Raw genomic sequence first — 14171 nt, 5'->3', positions numbered from 1 at the left:
TCGGTCTTTGCCCCGGCCTCGTGTTCGCGCAGCACCCCGATGATCTGCTCCTCGCTGAAGCGACTCCCTTTCATTGTCCGTCTCCTTTTCAGGCGACGGACTCTACCTCATTTCGGCTGAGTTTTCGGGGTGCAGGCCACCTCCCCTCAGACCCTTGGGCCGAGCGACCGATTATTATAGGCCCGATGCAACGACCAGTGTAGCGGACAAAAACTACTTGTGGACAACGTTTCGGCGGCTTCTGGAATGATGGGCGCGAGGCGAGGCGCTTGCAATGCAGGTTCTTTTCTCGAAGCTCAAAAAGAATCTGCTGTGTTTCGACCCACCACCTCTCAAAAGGGTAGTTCAATAGAAACGGTAATCGGTGATTTTTTGGGAATCAGCAAAGTCTGCTGTGTATACTGAAACGGGGGGCAGCTATTTCAATCCATTGTCAGTGCAAGAGAATGCGCAGACTTACTTATCGCAAAGGAGTTTAGGTGGTCGGGGTGGCCGGATTTGAACCGGCGACCACTCGCACCCCAAGCGAGTGCGCTACCAGTCTGCGCCACACCCCGACGCGAGGAACATTATATATTCGCTGCCGGCAAGACCACACCCATGCGCGTTTTTCAGTATTAAGATTCTCTCGTGCGTTAAATCACACCCGCCGGATCAGGTTTTTTTCTTCGGCGCGACGCGCGGACGCCATTGCACGAACGATCGCATATCGACCTGAAACGTCCACGCGCTTTTCGACTGATCGATCAGGTGCACAATCTCGTCGCATATCGCCGCGGGCGGAACCAAGTGCGACGGATCCACCTCGGGCATCGACTCCCGCACTCGAGCACTGTCCACGGCGCCGTCCACGTCGAGTGCGGCGGCATGCACGCCGAGATGCATGAACTCGTAGGCGACAGACTCCGCGATCGCGCGCTGCGCCACCTTCGACGCGTTGTAGGCGGAGTATTGCGCCGGTCCGCTGCGCGATTCCGATCCCAGCACGAAAATCACGGTGCCGGCCTTGCGCTCGGCCATCTTGCCGATGACGGCTTGGGTGCAGAAGAACGGTCCGTAGGCATTCACCTTGAGCTGGAAGTCGAAATCCTCCTCGGTGATTTCGGTGAAGCGCTTGCGCAGATAGGCGCCCGCGTTGTTGATCAACACGGAGATCGGTCCGAGTTCGCGTTCGACGGTCTCGACCGCGGCGCCGACCTGATCGCGGCGCGAGACGTCGGTTGGCGTCACGACTGCCTTGCCGCCCTGAGCGCGAATTAATTCCGCGGTTTCGTCGAGCTGCGACTTGGTGCGGGCGATCAGCCCGACCGCGTAGCCTTCTTTTGCCATTCGAAGCGCGATGTCGCGGCCGATGCCGCGGCCTGCGCCGGTTACCAATGCGACTTTTGCTTGCGACATAGCGCCGAATCTTAGCCGCTGGCGGCCAGCGTGCAAACCTCCGCGCAAGCGCGTCGCGGAGTTCAGCTTGGCACTCGATGAATCGGGTGGTAAGGTCGAATTATGGGCACGCGGCTGGCGCGATTGATCGTTGCAATATCCGCAGCGCTCGCGATGACCGTTCTGGTGAGCGCGCGCGCAGCATTTTCGCAGGACGCCGGGGATTCCACCGCAGCGGCCGATGCCAGTCGGGAAGGGACCGGACCGGCCCTCGATGGGGATGCGGAAACCGCCGACAAGGTCCTGGAGATTCCTCAGGTGGCGTGCGCCGACGACGGCGTATCAGTCCCCTGCTCCGACGGCAGCGATGAGGAGGGCGACGGCGACGACGACGGCGAGACCATCTACGCATCGTCGCCGGGTGCGCCGCCAACCCTAGATAACAGCAGCGCCGACGCTCGATCGCCCAATCAGGATTTGGGCACGCCCGACGAATACCAGAACCAGCCAGCTAACGGGGTCCCATACGTGGTGTATGTTTACCCAATGACTGCCGCGGTGGGAACGATGAACAGACCGTCGCCGTTTCCCGCGTCGCCCTACTCGCCGATGAGCAGCCCGCTGACTCAGGTCGCGCGCCCGCCGCTGAATCCGGGCCCGTGGATGCTTTCTCCTTCGATGTCCGCGTTCAGCCGCCCGGCGGGCAATCCGATGATAGGGATGACGATGTTGCGTCGGTCGCTCGCATTTCATCGTTAACGGCGCTTCGCCAGCCGCTTCGTTTACGCTGAGTCCACGCGCTATTATTTTGGCCCCATCGCAGCGCTATCGACGGCGATGGTGGGACGGAGATTTGTCATGCTGATAACGGTTGACGTCGGCAACACCGATACCGTGATTGGAATTTACGAAGGCGAGCGCTTGCGCAACCACTGGCGCATCTCGACCGTTGCCGATCGCACCACCGATGAGCATGGCGCGCTGCTCAGCACTCTTTTGGCGGCGGCGGGGCTGGAGGGCATCCTCAAGCCGGAAGGGGTTGCGATCGCCTGCGTGGTCCCCCCCCTCAACCAGGTGATGGAGCAAGTCGCTGAGCGCTATTTCCATTGCGCCCCGCTGATGGTGGGGCCTGGAATCAAAACCGGCATGCCGATCCTCTACGAGAATCCCAAGGAAGTGGGCGCCGACCGAATTGTCAACGCGGTCGCCGCCTACGAGCGCTACGCATGCGCATCGATCGTCGTCGATTTTGGCACCGCGACCACGTTTGACTACGTGACCGGCAAGGGCGAGTACGCCGGTGGCGCGATTGCTCCCGGCCTGGGCGTCTCGATGAACGCGTTGATCGAGCACGCGGCCAAGCTCTATCGCGTCGAGCTGGTTCGCCCGCGCGAGGTTGTCGGGCGCACCACGGTCGGCTCGATTCAGTCCGGGCTGATCTTTGGCTACACCGCGCTGGTGGACGGGCTGGTCGGGCGCATCCTGAAGGAGCGCGGCGAAAAGGCGCGCGTCATCGCGACCGGCGGTCTCGCCCAGCTGATTGCGCCCGAGAGCGAAACGATTGAAGAAGTGGACGAGTTCCTGACATTAAAGGGACTCAGGCTGATCTTTGAGCGCAACCGGCGCTAGTTTTTGAGGGACGTTTGATGAGCATGCCCGGGCGAGTCGTGACCGATTCGATGATCGGTCTCAAGATGCCGGATTACTCGCGGATCACGCCGCGCGTTGCGACCGTGCTCGGCCACAATCCGAGTCCATTTACCGGACCCGGCACGAACACCTATATAGTGGGCACCTCGAAGCGGCCGCTGCTGCTCGACACGGGCCAGGGCGTCGCGATATACGCCGACCTGCTCGAAGCGGCGCTCAAGGAACTCTCCGGCAGTGTCGAACTCGAACGAATCGTCCTGACTCATGCGCACATCGATCATCTGGGAGGCGTGCGCCAGGTGATCGAAAGATTCGGCGAGCTGGAAGTATTGAAGATGCCGTGGGAGGGGCACGACGCTCCCGCGGGCGCGATTTCCGCGATCGGCCACGACGCCGTAGTTCACAGCGAAGGCGCCACCCTGCGCGCGGTATTTACTCCCGGGCACTCGCCCGATCACTTGTGCTACTATCTTGAAGAAGAGCGCGCATTGTTCACGGGGGATGTCGTGCTGGGCGCAGGTACTACAGTCATTCCCGACGATACTGGCGACCTCGGCGAGTACATGGATTCGCTCAGGCGCTTGCTCGCGCTCGAGCTCGATACGATTTATCCGGCGCACGGCCCGGTCATCCGCAATCCGAAAGAGAAGATCCGCGACTACATCGCTCATCGCGAATTGCGCGAACGCCAGGTGCTCGAGGCGCTCGCGCATGGTGCCGGACCGCTCGAGGCGATGGCGATCGTGAAGCAGATCTACGTTGACGTTCCTGAGTACCTGCATCCTGCCGCTGCAAGCTCGGTCCGCTCTCATCTGCGAAAGCTCGAGCGAGAGGGCCGCGTGGTGGAGCATGAAAAGCGCTGGAGTGTTAACTAGCAAAGCGCGGGTGCATCACGCTTTTGGCGCATCGATCGCCGCGATGCTGCTCGTTGTGTTCGCAAGCGCGCTCGCGGCTGCGCAGTCGGGCGCCGAAACCACCGCCTCCGAGGCGTGGAAGACCGCGGCCGCATCAGCCGCCGCGTCTGCCCCAATCGCGGGATCCGGCGCTGGCGCCCCGATCGCAGAAGCCGCTGCGCCCCTGCCTGCGCGCACTGCCATCGCGCCATCTGCCGATTCCGCGACCGCCACTGGTCCATCGAACATGGTTGCGACGCCGCCCGACCTCGACAACGCGCAGCCCGGCACCGCGGAGATTCCGGCCGCCGATCCTGCCGACGCGTCGCAGCTGCAGCCGCCCGGCCCCGCGGATTCACAGCCATCCAATGAGAGCAATGAAGTCGCGCGTTATCAGGAGGAGCAGAGCGGGTTGCCGCCCGAGCAGCTCGGGCGCTTGCAGGAGTTCGACAACGAGGGCGAGCTTTCGACTCCATTCGGAATGCAATTGCGCGAAGCGCGGCGCACGCTCAAATCCGGCGAAGAGGCTGACGGCTTGCTGATTACGGCCGTCGAGAAAGGCAGCCCGGCCGCGGCGGCCGGCTTGCACGCCTACAGTCACAACGTCCATGACACGCTTGCCGCGGCTGCGATAGTGGGAGCGTTTTTCTCTGGTCCATTGGCGCTGGTGGTCATTCCCGCATTGGACTACATGCAGGTCGGCGAGAGCTACGACCTGATCATCGGCGTTGACGGCTCGCGGGTGACCAACTTTCTCGACTTTCAGGACCGGATGCGCGACCTTCAGCCGGGCGAGGTGATCTACTTAAGCGTCGTGCGCAACGGCAAACGCCTCCAGGTGACGATGCCGGTGCCGGCCAATGTTTTGCAAGCCACCAACTGATCGCGCCTGCCGAGCTTTACGCGCCCGGCGACATTCTCTATATTATGGAATTGGTCCGTCGAGGAAGACTTTTCCGGCGAGACGGTGTTGAGTTGGGTGCCTCCCGTGCGGAGGCGATGACATTTGTGGCTGCTCGCGCCTGGATCCGATGCTTGGACCGGGACTCCGAGTGATTCGAGCGCTCGTTCATTCGAGGTCGCTCTGAGGCGGGGTTGCCGGGTACGCGGCAGCCCCGATTTTGTTGGAGCGACAGGATCGTTTGGGAGAGATTATGACCCAAGACAAAGTTCGCGTGCCCGATCTCGCGCGCATGAAGGCCGCGCGGCAGCCGATCACGATGCTGACTGCGTACGACTTTCCATTCGCGAGAATCTTCGACAACTGCGGCGTCGATCTGCTGCTGGTCGGCGATAGTCTCGCCATGGTAGTGCGCGGCGAGGCCAACACCCTGGCCGTCACCATCGACGAGGTCATCTACCACACGCGGGTGGTTGCGCGCGCGCGGCGCCGTGCGCTGGTCGTCGCCGACATGCCGTTCCTGTCGTATCAGGTAAGTCCTGAAGATGCGTTGCGCAACGCCGGCCGTCTGGTCAAGGAAGGTGGCGCTGAGGCGGTGAAGCTCGAAGGCGGTGTCGCGGTAGCCGAAGCGGTGGCGAGAATCACCGCGGTCGATATTCCCGTGATGGGCCACGTCGGACTGACGCCGCAGTCGGTTCATCGGATGGGCGGGCATCGCGTGCAAGGGCGCAAATCCGGCCGCGCTCCCGGATGCCGCGAGCGGCTGCTTGAAGACGCCGCCGCACTGGAAGCCGCGGGCGCATTCGCGATCGTGGTCGAGGGCGTGCCGCCGTCGTTGGCGCGTGAGATTACCGCCAGCGTCGCTATCCCGACCATCGGCATCGGCGCCGGGCCGGATTGCGACGGCCAGGTGCTGGTGATGCACGACATGCTTGGGCTGGGCGAGTCGTGCGCGCCGCGCTTCGCCAAGCCGTTCGCGCATCTGTGGAATGAGGCCGCGGCCGCGGCGAGCAGCTACGTACGCGAAGTGAAGGAACGCGCGTTTCCGGCGCCGGAACATTGTTACGCCGAAGCGAGGGGTGCCTCGCGATGATGGTCATTACCTCGCCCGGCGAGATGACCCGTTATTCCAGTGACGCGCTCCAACGTGGTGAACGCATCGGGCTGGTTCCCACGATGGGATTTCTGCACGAAGGGCATCTGACGCTGATGCGCGAGGGGCGGGGCCGGTCGTCGGTTCTGGTCGCGTCGATCTTCGTCAATCCCACCCAGTTCGGCCCCGGCGAGGACTTCGCGCGCTATCCGCGCAACTTCGAGCGTGACTGCGCGATGCTCCAGACCGCGGCGGTGGACGTGGTGTTCGCGCCGCAGCCTGCGGCGATGTATTCGGCCGACGCGCAGACCTGGGTTGACGCGGGCGAGATTACCAGTGGGCTGTGCGGGGCGCATCGCCCCGGCCATTTTCGCGGCGTGACGACGGTGGTCGCCAAGCTGTTCAACATCGTCAAACCGCATCTGGCGGTTTTCGGCGAGAAGGACTTTCAGCAGCTCCGCGCGATCCAGAAGATGGTCCGCGACCTGAACTTCGACGTCGAAATTGTGCCGGTGCCGATCGTGCGCGAACAGGACGGCCTCGCGATGAGTTCGCGCAACGCCTACCTGTCGCCCGCCGAGCGCGAAGACGCACTCGCGCTGAGCCTCGCGATCCGGGCAGCGCGCGAGAAGCATCGCACGGGCGCATGCTGCGCCGAGGAAATAATGTTTGCGGCGACGCGCGTGCTCAACCGGATGAAAGGAATCGCGATCGAATACGTCGAAGCAGTGGATGCGGAGACGCTCGCGCGCCATCCCTTGCCCGATCGTCCGATTCTGATCGCGATTGCCGCGCGTGTCGGCAAGACCCGGCTGATCGATAATGTAGTGCTCCAGCCGTAACCGCTGATTTGTTCTGTGTCGTTCCCCGGATTGCCTCTCCCTGACAGGGAGAGGCTAGGAAAAGATCCGCAGGCAGGGGGGTCAGGTCATCAGCAGAATCAGCAGGCCGCCGGTTACGATGAATCCGCCGCCCAGCAGGATTCTGTCGTCAGGAAGCTGCTTGAAGAGAATGAGCGAAATCACCTGCGACACTACGAAGAAGACCGCGATGTAGATTCCCATCAGTCGATTGAAATCGACGCCGCTTTGGTTGACCAGCACTCCGTAAGCGAAAAGAACGAGTCCGCCCGCCGCCATCCAGTAGGCCGGTCCGCGAAGTCCTATCCGCACCAGCGCATCGCCGCCGACCTCGAGTAGCGCGGCGAGAATCAGGATCGCGAGAGTCTTAAGAATCAAAGCCCGATCGGCCTAATAATAATCGACCGGGTCGATCTGCCGCTTCGCGCCCCAGTAGAAAAGCATATTCTCGGTCAGTCCCTGCCAGGTGAACTTTCCCGGCGGCATCAGCAGGCGCTTGAACATCGACTTGAGCGAGTAGAACTCCTTGGTGCATCGCCACACGCCTTCTTCGACTTCCTGCGGCGACATGTTCTTGGGCACGAACATGCAGCGGAAGTTGTTGGTGTAGAGGTCGGCGTCGGGGATGATTACGCGGCCCTCGTCCTCGAGCTGCGTGCGCATCGGCGTGCCCACGCGCGGCGTGACGGTGTTGAAGAACGCCTCGGGCGCCTTGACCTCGTGCAGGAACTTGAGCGTGTCTTCGAAAATTCCCGGATGATCCTCTTCCAGCCCGAACAGGAAGTTGAGCGAGTAGTAAATCCCGTAATTTTCGAGCTTCTTGAGCAGCTTCTTGTAATGGCCCGCGTGATTCTGAATCTTGTTCATCGACAGCAGGCTGTCCTGGCTGATCGATTCGACCCCGATGTTGACGTGGAAGACGCCCGCCTTGGCCGCCAGTTCCAGCAAGTCGTCGTCGTGATTCGAGTTGATCGTCCACAGGCACGAGAAGCGGATGTTGAGCGGCTCGAGCGCCTTGAAAAGCTCGCGTGCGAACTTGTGCTTGCCGGTGATCTGATCGTCGATGAACTGAAAGCGCTTGAAGCCGGTAATCTTGACGACCTGCTTTATCTCCTCGACGATGTCCTCGATCGGCCGCGTCCGATACGCGCCGTCGTAGAACACCGGAATTTCGCAGAACGAGCATCGATAAGGACATCCGCGGCTTGCCTGCACCGGCACTGCCTTGAACAGGTAGCGATTGAGCTTGAGCAGCTCGTGGCGCGGGCGCGGCAGGTTCTTCAGATCGTGCAGCTTGTCGGCCTTGTAAATGTGCTTGAGCTTGCCGTCGCGCCAATCCTGCAGCAGTTCGGGCCACACCAGGTCGGCCTCGCCCTTCACGACCGCGTCGCAATGCTGGAGCGCCTCTTCGGCCTGCAGCGTCGCATGGAATCCGCCGAACACGACCGGGATGCCGCGCTTGCGGAACTCGTCGCCGAGCTGGTACGCGCGCAGCGACGCGCCGATCGTCGTCGTCATGCCGACCAGGTCCCATCCACCGTCGAAATCGATTTCCTCGAGACGTTCGTCGCATAGCGTCACGTCGTAATCGTCGGGCGTCAGTCCCGCCATCAGCGGAATCATCAGTCCCATGATTAGCCGCCAGCGAGTCTTATGCGGAGTGCCGTCGAGATGGACGGTCGTGGGTTGCACCAACAGAATTCGGGGTTTCTTTCCGTTCATACTTCCTCTGCCTGCGCAGGGTTTGCTTCGCCTTGCTACAGGCTTTCAGTTTTCATTGACGATGCGGTGCGGCCGGTAATCCATATCAGGACCAGGGCAAACGCGTAACTGCCGAATGCCGCGCCCCAGGCGAAGTACTCCAGCCGATTAATTAAGGCCAATACCACCAGCAGGTAGGCGAAATCGCGCCCGCTCCATCGATCGACTTTGTCCAGCCACGCCGCCGCCTGCTCGCCCTTTATCTTGAAGGCGCGCCAGACCGCGTACGCACACATCATGAATCCGCCGAGCAGGATCGGAATCAGGTACAGGTAAGCGCGGCTGTGGTCCACCCGGTAGCATCCGACGAGCAAGCCGACGAAAACAGCGACGTGCACAATATTGTCGGTGGCTACATCGAGCGCGCCGCCGAACTCGCTCTCGACCATCTTGAGCCGCGCCAGTTCGCCATCGACGCCGTCGATCGTGATCGAGATCAAAAAGAAAATTGCCGCGAACAGCCGCATCCAGTAATTCGGGACCGAGAATATCCAGGCGCACGCCAGGCCGAACGCCGTGTTGGCGACCGTGACCATGTTGGGCGTGACGCGGGTCTGCGCGAGCCAGTAGCTGATCCGCCACGAAATCCGGCGGTCAACCCATCGCGCCATCGGTGCGTCTTTGTGCGCGGATTCCTCGCGAATCGATTTCGCCAGCCGCAGTTCCGCTTCTTCGCGATCCTCGGGCCGCCCGTTCAGCGCAAATGGCAGCAGACTGGCCGCCGGCGCCGCGAGCCGGGTCGAAATTCCCCCGCGCTTGAGAATCTCGCCGATCGGACCGGTCGCGATTTCGCCGCCCTGGTCGCGATCCGTGCTGACGGTCCGATGTACCGATCGCGGATCGGAGGCGTGGGCGTCGAGGATCCGGGCCAGCTGCGACTTCGCAATTACCAGGTTTCCCGAAAAGGACACGCACGGCGATGACGGGTCGATGACCAATCCATCCGCATTCCGAGGATTCAGAATCTCACTGAACGATTCGACCATCGAGACAGAATCGCTGCCTTTGAACCGGCCCATCGCGGAAGCGACGTCCTGATACAGCTCGCGTGGCGCCGCCACGACAAACCGTTTTATCCCGGCGCGTTCACAATTGATCATCAGCCGCTCTAACAGCGGGCGGCCGAAGACCGCGTTATTCGCGCGGTCGGGTGCAGCGATTAGAGCAGTCTCGATCACCAACGTCTTACTTGAACCTGGTTTCCCCCGTCTTCTGCAATCTACGCTACCGTAACACAGCCGTAACGCGGGCGAAAGTAACCCCGCCACCAGTTTCAATCCTGAATCATGAACTCGGCTCTTCTATTGAGCTTATTTCATCGGCAATCTGGAGCATATCGTCTATCGGGACCGCGCTGCTTTCCGATCGCCGCAACTTTTAATTGACATCGAACTGGAGGCAGCCTGCCGCGGCTGATAAAATGAACGATTCATGGCCACGATTACCGCTCTGCTATTCGATTTCGGCGGCACGCTCGACGGGCCCGCGCACTGGCTCGATCGATTTCTCTCGAGCTACCGCGCCGCGGGAATCGAAATTTCGCGCGCCGATCTCGACCCGGCCTTCGAGCACGCAACGCGAATCGGATACGGCGCGACCAGGATCGTGGCGTGCTTCGGGATGACGGACCTGGTGCGATTCCTCGTGGGCCATCAATTCGAATACCTGCGGAAAAGCGGGCCGGTCCCGCTTGCCGCGATGCTCGGCGACGCTGGCGCCGCGGGACGCCATCGCTTCGTCGAGCACGTCACGAACGCTTTCGCCCGCGAGACGACCGCCGGACTGGCGCATAGCCGCGAGGTTATCGGCACGCTCGAGGGCCGCTTCAAAATGGGCGTCGTTTCGAACTTCTATGGAAATCTCGACGCCGTCCTGGCGGAGGCGAAGCTGGATCGATTCTTCGACGCGGCTGCCGATTCGTCGCGCGTTGGAATTTTCAAGCCCGCGGCGGCCATCTTCGAAGCCGCGCTGAAAAAAATGCATTGCGCGCCCGAATCGACCGCGATGATTGGCGATTCCCTCACCAAGGATTGCGCACCCGCACACAAACTCGGAATGCGAACCGTCTGGCTGCGCACCGAGCCGCGATGCGGCGACGATGCATCCTGGCGGGACACCGCCGACATCACGATCCGCTCGATCGACGAAGTTGCGCAAATTCAATGGTGAACGGATTGCAAGGAGCGATCATTGCCGCCGGCCGCGGCGAGCGGCTGCGCAGCTCGACGCGCGACGATATGCCCAAGCCGCTGGTCAAGCTGGGCGGCGAGGCGATGCTCTCGCGGCAGGCGCGCGCGCTGATCGAGGCGGGCGCATCCTCGGTGGTCGCGGTGATCAATTCCGAGACGGCGCGGCTTGCGGGCGAAATGGCGCTCGAGATTCCGCCGTCGGTCCGGCTCGTCGTTCGCGACACCGCCAACTCGATGGAAACGATGCTGGCGCTGGGCGACCTGCTGGAACCGGGATGGTTCATCGCGGCGACCGTGGACGCCGTAATTCCGCAGGCGGAGTTGGCGCGTTTTGTTAATGAGTCGCGGCGGAAAATCGAGGATTGCAGCGAGAAAAAATTGGCAGGCGTGCTGGCCGTCACCCGATGGCGCGGCGAGGCCAGGCCACTTTTCGCCGATGTAACAAAAAATGGGTTGATCCTGCGGCTGGGCAACCGACAGACTTCTTCGGTGACGGCGGGACTCTATTCCCTGTCGACCCGAGTTTTTGACTATGCCGCTGACGCGCGCCGCGCGGGACTCGACGCGCTCCGCCGCTTCCTCGCGCTGATCATTGAGCGCGGGATGCAACTGGATGCGATTGAGATCGAAGGATCGATCGATGTCGATGAAGCGTCGGACCTCGACGCCGCGCGCATCGCGATACGGAAGATGCCATGAGCTATCGAGCTTTGGGAATTTATCGGGAACCCGAATTTTCACCGGGCAAGATCGAGGCCGACGCCGCGATTCTTGACGCCACCTTGTCGGAACTGGAGCGCGAAGGCGTCGAAATTCAGGCGATCGATGCGGTCAGCTTCGCGATGGTCCCGGCTATCCGCGCCGATATCGTGCTGCCGATGTGCCAGGGGCCGCGCGCGCTCAAGCGTCTGGCTGAAGTCGAGCAGGCGGGAGCGGTCGCGATCAACTCCGCGCTCTCGATTCGCAACTGTTACCGCGATCTGCTCGCGCCCGGGCTGGAGCGGGCCGGCGTGCCGACGCCGCCGGGCGCGCTGGTGGAGGCGGACGAGCCGCTCGATGCGCGCAAGCTTGCCGGGCTCGATTTGTCGGCGGGCGTGTTCGTCAAGCGCGGCGACTTGCATGCGCTCGCCCCTGAAGACGTGCAACGCGCCGGCGATCGCGCCGAGGTCGAATCGATTCTCGCCGATTTCGCACGGCGCGGAATCCGCTTCGCCTACCTGCAGCAGGAAGTCGTGGGCCGGGTCGTCAAATTTTACGGCGTCAGCGGAGTCTCCTATTTCACCATTCAACCCGAAGACGAGGAAGTCGCCGAAGCCGCTGTGCGCGCGCTGTCGGAAGCGGCTTTGGCGGCAGCCGCCGCGCTTGGGCTCGAGGCGTGGGGTGGCGACGCGGTCTTGAGTGGCGATCGTTTTGCGATTATCGATTTTAACGACTGGCCCAGCTACAGCCGGGTGCGCCGACCTGCCGCTCGCGCGATCTCACGGCGCGCGATGAGTCTGCTTGGCCGCCCGCGCTAGACGCGGCAAGAAATTCAAACAAGGAATCGGACCGCTACCATTCGATGACAACCAGCGACGGAAAACTTCCGGCAATCCACACCTCGGTTCCAGGCCCCAAGTCGAAGGAGATCTTCGACACCGAACAAAAATATATCGCGCCGGGCCGCCAGCGAATTTCACTGCTCGCCGGCCTCGCGTTCGATCACGGTGAAGGCGCGACGCTTACCGACGCCGACGGCAACACCTACGTCGATTTCTTCGCCGGCGTCGGGGTCGCAAGCCTCGGCCATGCGCATCCCGCACTGGCCCAAGCGCTGGCGCGTCAGGCGTCGCGGCTGATGGTCGGCACGTTCGCGACCAAAGAGCGCGCGGCGGCGTTCAAGCTGCTGGCCGAAGTCGCGCCCGCCGGACTCAACCGCGCACATCTATATAGCGGCGGCGCGGAGGCGGTCGAAGCCGCCCTGCGGCTGGCGCGTTCCGCCACCGGCAAGCACGAAGCCGTGAGCTTCTGGGGCGGCTTCCACGGCAAAAGCGGCGGCGTGATCGGACTTATCGGCGACGAATCGAAGCAAGGCTACGGCCCGCTGCAGGGCGGGCAATACTCGGTGCCATACGCGGACTGCTACCGATGCCCGTTCAAGTTGAAGCATCCCGAGTGCGGGCTTTATTGCGTCGATTTCGCGCGCCAGCAAATCAAGATGAGTTCCGGCGGCGCGCTCGCTGCGATCGTCGCGGAGCCGATGCAGGGCACCGCGGGCAACGTGATTCCGCCCGACGACTGGATGCCGGCGATCAAATCGGTGGCCAAGGATTTCGGCGCGCTGCTGATCGCCGACGAAATGATCACCGGCTTCGGACGGACCGGAAAATGGTGGGGCGTCGAGCACAGCGGCGTTCGCCCGGATATCGTCACCGTCGGCAAGGGGATGGGCTCCGGATATCCGGTTTCGGGCGTGCTGCTGAGCGACGAGCTGGGCAAGGCGGAGCCGTTCTCGAAGCCGAGCGCGTCGTCGTCGAGCTATGGCGGGAATCCGCTCGCGGCGGTGGCGGTGGCGGAAACGATTGGCGCGATTCAGAGACAGCACCTGGTCGAGAACTCGCGCAAGGTCGGCGCGATGATGCTGTTGCGGCTGGTGCAACTCAAAGAAAAATACGAGTTCGTCGGCGACGTCCGCGGCAAGGGACTGATGATCGGCGTCGAGCTGGTGCGCGATCTCGAGACCAAGGAACTGCTCGGCAAAAAAGTCACCGAGCTGATATTCGCCGAATGCCTCAAGCGCGGGCTGGTGATCATGGGCTACTTTCCCAAGATTCGAATCAATCCCGCGCTGGTTATTACCGAGGCGCAAGCCGAGGCCGGCATCGCCATCCTCGACGAAGTGTTCGCGCACGTTCGCGACCGCGTCGATTGGCGCCACGCATAAGAGCGATTTGTTTCGATGGCCAATCCGAATGGCAACGCGGCGCTGTTCTTCGATCTCGGCGGCACGCTGGTCAAGCTCAACGACGCGCGCGAGATTCCGCTCGACGCAAACGGCGACGTGGTAGTCGAACTGCTTCCCGGCGTGGCTGAAAAGCTTCGCCCGATGCACGACCATCTGATGTTTGTCGTGACCAACCAGGCGGGGATCAGGCGCGGCCGGCTCACGGCGGGAAAAATGGAGGCCGCGCTCGCGAAGCTCGACCATCAGCTCGGCGACATCCTGACCGCGTGGCAAATCTGTCCGCATACCGACGACGACAAATGCGAATGCCGCAAGCCCAAGGGTGGAATGATCACGGAGCTGGCCGACCTGTACGGCGTGGATTTGGCATCGTCAACGATGGTGGGCGATCAGGAGGTCGATAGGCTGGCGGCCAAGGCGGCGGGCGTCGCCAAGTTCGTCGCGGCCAAGGATTTCTTCGGCTGGCAGGGGTGACCCCTGCACCCAGTATTAAGGCCGCCCGC

General features: G+C 62.4%; 15 protein-coding genes and 1 tRNA gene. 11 read left to right on the top strand and 5 right to left on the bottom strand.

Going from position 1 to position 14171, the window contains the following annotated elements:
• Nucleotides 1-480 precede the first annotated feature (480 nt).
• A tRNA-Pro gene (locus VIO10_RS11560) sits at nucleotides 481-557 on the bottom strand.
• Between the two features lie 97 nt (nucleotides 558-654).
• Nucleotides 655-1398, bottom strand: coding sequence for an SDR family NAD(P)-dependent oxidoreductase (locus VIO10_RS11555; RefSeq protein WP_331964051.1), 744 nt, complete (start codon nucleotides 1396-1398; stop codon nucleotides 655-657).
• A gap of 102 nt (nucleotides 1399-1500) precedes the next feature.
• On the opposite strand from VIO10_RS11555, the gene VIO10_RS11550 reads away from it, so the two are divergent.
• The 6 genes from VIO10_RS11550 to panC all read left to right on the top strand — a co-directional run bounded on the left by VIO10_RS11550 (nucleotide 1501) and on the right by panC (nucleotide 6756).
• Nucleotides 1501-2136, top strand: coding sequence for a hypothetical protein (locus VIO10_RS11550; RefSeq protein WP_331964049.1), 636 nt, complete (start codon nucleotides 1501-1503; stop codon nucleotides 2134-2136).
• 99 nt (nucleotides 2137-2235) lie between these two features.
• Complete coding sequence (locus VIO10_RS11545; protein WP_331964046.1) at nucleotides 2236-3006, top strand: type III pantothenate kinase; 771 nt, start codon at nucleotides 2236-2238, stop codon at nucleotides 3004-3006.
• A gap of 17 nt (nucleotides 3007-3023) precedes the next feature.
• Complete coding sequence (locus VIO10_RS11540; protein ID WP_331964043.1) at nucleotides 3024-3902, top strand: MBL fold metallo-hydrolase; 879 nt, start codon at nucleotides 3024-3026, stop codon at nucleotides 3900-3902.
• Nucleotides 3892-4803 (top strand): PDZ domain-containing protein, encoded by a 912-nt coding sequence (locus tag VIO10_RS11535; RefSeq protein WP_331964040.1) that lies wholly within the window; start codon nucleotides 3892-3894, stop codon nucleotides 4801-4803. The genes VIO10_RS11540 and VIO10_RS11535 overlap by 11 nt, the downstream gene beginning before the upstream one ends.
• A gap of 271 nt (nucleotides 4804-5074) precedes the next feature.
• Nucleotides 5075-5914, top strand: a complete 840-nt coding sequence (panB, locus tag VIO10_RS11530) for a 3-methyl-2-oxobutanoate hydroxymethyltransferase (protein WP_331964037.1) — start codon at nucleotides 5075-5077, stop codon at nucleotides 5912-5914.
• Nucleotides 5911-6756: a pantoate--beta-alanine ligase gene (gene panC, locus VIO10_RS11525; RefSeq protein WP_331964034.1), complete on the top strand. Its 846-nt coding sequence runs from the start codon at nucleotides 5911-5913 to the stop codon at nucleotides 6754-6756. Before panB ends, panC begins: the two co-directional genes overlap by 4 nt.
• Nucleotides 6757-6837: 81 nt before the next feature.
• Here the strand turns inward: panC and VIO10_RS11520 are convergent, their stop codons facing one another.
• The 3 genes from VIO10_RS11520 to VIO10_RS11510 are packed head-to-tail and all read right to left on the bottom strand — an operon-like array spanning nucleotide 6838 to nucleotide 9596.
• Nucleotides 6838-7152, bottom strand: a complete 315-nt coding sequence (locus tag VIO10_RS11520) for a hypothetical protein (protein WP_331964031.1) — start codon at nucleotides 7150-7152, stop codon at nucleotides 6838-6840.
• Nucleotides 7153-7164: 12 nt separating this feature from the next.
• Nucleotides 7165-8496: a radical SAM protein gene (locus VIO10_RS11515; RefSeq protein ID WP_331964028.1), complete on the bottom strand. Its 1332-nt coding sequence runs from the start codon at nucleotides 8494-8496 to the stop codon at nucleotides 7165-7167.
• A 35-nt stretch (nucleotides 8497-8531) separates the two neighbouring features.
• On the bottom strand, nucleotides 8532-9596 hold the full coding sequence (locus tag VIO10_RS11510) for a CDP-alcohol phosphatidyltransferase family protein (protein WP_331964025.1): 1065 nt from the start codon (nucleotides 9594-9596) through the stop codon (nucleotides 8532-8534).
• Nucleotides 9597-9966: 370 nt separating this feature from the next.
• Between VIO10_RS11510 and VIO10_RS11505 the strand changes: the two genes are divergently transcribed.
• From VIO10_RS11505 to VIO10_RS11485, 5 genes are read left to right on the top strand one after another with little or no spacing between them, the layout of a single operon-like run.
• Nucleotides 9967-10704, top strand: coding sequence for an HAD family hydrolase (locus VIO10_RS11505; protein WP_331964023.1), 738 nt, complete (start codon nucleotides 9967-9969; stop codon nucleotides 10702-10704).
• On the top strand, nucleotides 10701-11423 hold the full coding sequence (locus VIO10_RS11500) for an NTP transferase domain-containing protein (RefSeq protein ID WP_331964020.1): 723 nt from the start codon (nucleotides 10701-10703) through the stop codon (nucleotides 11421-11423). Before VIO10_RS11505 ends, VIO10_RS11500 begins: the two co-directional genes overlap by 4 nt.
• Complete coding sequence (locus VIO10_RS11495) at nucleotides 11420-12241, top strand: hypothetical protein (protein WP_331964017.1); 822 nt, start codon at nucleotides 11420-11422, stop codon at nucleotides 12239-12241. The genes VIO10_RS11500 and VIO10_RS11495 overlap by 4 nt, the downstream gene beginning before the upstream one ends.
• A gap of 44 nt (nucleotides 12242-12285) precedes the next feature.
• Nucleotides 12286-13647 carry an aspartate aminotransferase family protein gene (locus VIO10_RS11490; RefSeq protein WP_331964014.1) on the top strand — a complete coding sequence of 454 codons (1362 nt, stop codon included), beginning with the start codon at nucleotides 12286-12288 and terminating at the stop codon, nucleotides 13645-13647.
• A gap of 15 nt (nucleotides 13648-13662) precedes the next feature.
• Nucleotides 13663-14142 carry an HAD-IIIA family hydrolase gene (locus VIO10_RS11485; RefSeq protein ID WP_331964011.1) on the top strand — a complete coding sequence of 160 codons (480 nt, stop codon included), beginning with the start codon at nucleotides 13663-13665 and terminating at the stop codon, nucleotides 14140-14142.
• Nucleotides 14143-14171: the final 29 nt, after the last annotated feature.

The organism is Candidatus Binatus sp. (assembly GCF_036567905.1).
In the GTDB taxonomy this organism is placed as follows: domain Bacteria; phylum Desulfobacterota; class Binatia; order Binatales; family Binataceae; genus Binatus.
This window is presented reverse-complemented; position numbering and strand designations above follow the sequence as displayed.

Coding starts and splice junctions, on each gene's coding strand:
- VIO10_RS11505 (WP_331964023.1), top strand. CDS start 9,967: ATGGCCACGATTACCGCTCTGCTATTCGATTTCGGCGGCACGCTCGAC.
- VIO10_RS11515 (WP_331964028.1), bottom strand. CDS start 8,496: ATGAACGGAAAGAAACCCCGAATTCTGTTGGTGCAACCCACGACCGTC.
- VIO10_RS11540 (WP_331964043.1), top strand. CDS start 3,024: ATGAGCATGCCCGGGCGAGTCGTGACCGATTCGATGATCGGTCTCAAG.
- VIO10_RS11490 (WP_331964014.1), top strand. CDS start 12,286: ATGACAACCAGCGACGGAAAACTTCCGGCAATCCACACCTCGGTTCCA.
- VIO10_RS11550 (WP_331964049.1), top strand. CDS start 1,501: ATGGGCACGCGGCTGGCGCGATTGATCGTTGCAATATCCGCAGCGCTC.
- VIO10_RS11495 (WP_331964017.1), top strand. CDS start 11,420: ATGAGCTATCGAGCTTTGGGAATTTATCGGGAACCCGAATTTTCACCG.
- panC (WP_331964034.1), top strand. CDS start 5,911: ATGATGGTCATTACCTCGCCCGGCGAGATGACCCGTTATTCCAGTGAC.
- VIO10_RS11545 (WP_331964046.1), top strand. CDS start 2,236: ATGCTGATAACGGTTGACGTCGGCAACACCGATACCGTGATTGGAATT.
- panB (WP_331964037.1), top strand. CDS start 5,075: ATGACCCAAGACAAAGTTCGCGTGCCCGATCTCGCGCGCATGAAGGCC.
- VIO10_RS11485 (WP_331964011.1), top strand. CDS start 13,663: ATGGCCAATCCGAATGGCAACGCGGCGCTGTTCTTCGATCTCGGCGGC.
- VIO10_RS11555 (WP_331964051.1), bottom strand. CDS start 1,398: ATGTCGCAAGCAAAAGTCGCATTGGTAACCGGCGCAGGCCGCGGCATC.